This window comes from Paracraurococcus ruber (genome assembly GCF_004353985.1).
Lineage (GTDB): Bacteria > Pseudomonadota > Alphaproteobacteria > Acetobacterales > Acetobacteraceae > Paracraurococcus > Paracraurococcus ruber.
In genome coordinates this window covers 1-1692 of the sequence record NZ_SMOA01000539.1, presented here as the reverse complement: position 1 = coordinate 1692, position 1692 = coordinate 1, and the positions used below count along the sequence as shown (strand labels likewise).

The following is a 1692-nucleotide window of genomic DNA, read 5'->3' as shown; positions in this document are numbered from 1 at the left end:
GCCGCCGCCCGCCCTGACGGCGCCGGCGATGCTGCCCGCCCCGCCGCCCCTGCCCCGCCTGGCGGCGCTGCCGGCGCCGCTGCGCGACGCGGTCCTGGCCCTGGCGGCGCGGCATGAGGGGACGGGGGTGGTGCCCAGCCTCTACCTGCACCTGGCGCATTGGCCGGCCGTGCCGGCGGCGCTCCCCGCCTGGCTCGGCCCGGCGCTCGACCCCGCGGCCATCGCCGTCGGGCGGGATGCGGCGGTGCGGCTGGCGACGCAGGAAGCGGATGCGCTGCGCCCCGCGCTCGACCTGCAGGGCGAGGTGCCGGGCGGGCATGGCCCGGCGGTGCTGGCGGTGCTCGGGCGCTTCACCCGCCAGGTCATCCCGGCGATGGTGCCGGTCGGCATGGCCCTGGCGCGGTCGCTGGCGCCGCGGCGCTGACCGCCGACGGACGCGGGGCCGCGGCCCCGCCGGGCGTCCCTTGCGCCGGCGGCAGGGCGACCCGCCGCCGCCATGACAGCGCCCCGCGTTCGAACATGAACGCCATACCGCCGTGGCACGCCGCCTGTGCAGAGCAGCGTCACGCCGCCGGGCGTGCACGGCGCCCCACGATCCGCGCTCCCGCGGTCTCCGTTCGCCATGGCTCACGGCGACCGCTGCAGTCATTCGAAGCGACGAGCATCTTCACCCGCTCAGGTGAGGCCACCTGAGCGGGATCCGCGCTAGTCCAGGTCCTCGAGCCCCAGGGCCCGCAGCCGGCCGCGTTCCTCGTCCCAGCCGGGGCGGTCCTTCACGTTGAGGAACAGGTGGACGCGGCGTTCCAGCAGCGCCTCCAGCTCCCGCCGCGCGCTCTGCCCGATCGCCTTCACGCGCGCGCCGCCATCGCCGATCAGGATCGCCTTCTGGGTGGGGCGCGCGACATAGATCGTGCAGTCCACCCGCACGCTGCCGTCCTTGCGCTCCTGCCAGTTCTCGGTCTCGACCGTCGCGTGGTGCGGCACCTCCTCATGCGTCTGGCGCAGGATCTGCTCGCGCACGATCTCGGCCGCCAGCATGCGGTTGGGCAGGTCGGTCAGCTCGTCCTCGGGGAACAGGTAGGGGCCGGGCGGCATCGCCTCGGCCAGCTTGTCGCGCAGCCGGTCCAGGCCGCGCTGCTTCTCGGCGGAGATCATGAAGGTCTCCTCCACCGTCAGCAGCTGGTTCAGCTCCGCCGCCAGCGGCAGCAGCCGCGGCGGGTCCACCAGGTCCACCTTGTTGAGCGCCAGCCAGACCGGGCGCTTCGCCTTCGCCAGGCGCTCGACGATGGCGCGCACCGCATCGGTCAGGCCGGCGCGCACGTCCACCACCAGCAGGGTGCGGTCGGCATCCTGCGCCCCGGTCCAGGCCGCGGCGACCATGGCGCGGTCCAGCCGCCGGCGCGGCGCGAAGATGCCGGGCGTGTCCACCAGGATCACCTGCGCGCCCTGGTGCATCACCACGGCGCGGATGCGGAAGCGCGTGGTCTGCGGCTTGGGCGAGACGATGGTGACCTTGGTGCCGGCCAGCGCATTCACCAGGGTGGATTTGCCGGCATTCGGCGCGCCGACCACCGCGACCAGGCCGCAGCGCGGTTGGCCGGCCGGCGCCGCGGCGGGGTTGCCGGCGGGTGCCGCGGGCCGGCGGCCATCGCCCTCGTCCGGCGTGCCGGCATCGCCGGCCGCGCCGGTGCC

General features: G+C 75.8%; 2 protein-coding genes. One reads left to right on the top strand and one right to left on the bottom strand.

Annotated features, from left to right (window positions below):
- On the top strand, positions 1-424 hold a 424-nt coding region (locus tag E2C05_RS31575; protein ID WP_456306547.1), incomplete at its 5' end, for a hypothetical protein.
- Between the two features lie 281 nt (positions 425-705).
- Here the strand turns inward: E2C05_RS31575 and era are convergent.
- On the bottom strand, positions 706-1581 hold the full coding sequence (gene era / locus E2C05_RS31570; RefSeq protein WP_133223554.1) for a GTPase Era: 876 nt from the start codon (positions 1579-1581) through the stop codon (positions 706-708).
- Positions 1582-1692 lie beyond the last annotated feature (111 nt).